Raw genomic sequence first — 274 nt, 5'->3', positions numbered from 1 at the left:
TGAATCGATTGAGCCTCTTTTATCTGCACGTATGCACTGTCCTGTTTGCTCTACCAGCTGTAGATAATACTTAAATTCAAAAGGCAGACCTTTAGGCATATGTTTTCTGGGGCTACCAGAGAAACGAAGCAAACACTTGGGCTGCTTTCCCTCTTTTGCCGATTCTATGCGTTTTTTAATGCTCGTATGCTCTGAGGTTTCTGGCGTTTTCGCCATCTTAGAGCGAATAGGATTTAAATCTACATAAGCCATACACGCAGCTAAGGCGGCTTCG

The 274-nt window shown here is 43.8% G+C and carries 1 pseudogene; it reads right to left on the bottom strand.

The annotated features are described in order from the left end of the window. Positions 1-274 (bottom strand): annotated as a pseudogene (locus ACGHEH_RS21845) (transposase); the annotation flags it as partial.

Source organism: Pseudoalteromonas sp. MTN2-4, assembly GCF_042848605.1.
In the GTDB taxonomy this organism is placed as follows: domain Bacteria; phylum Pseudomonadota; class Gammaproteobacteria; order Enterobacterales; family Alteromonadaceae; genus Pseudoalteromonas.
This window is presented reverse-complemented; position numbering and strand designations above follow the sequence as displayed.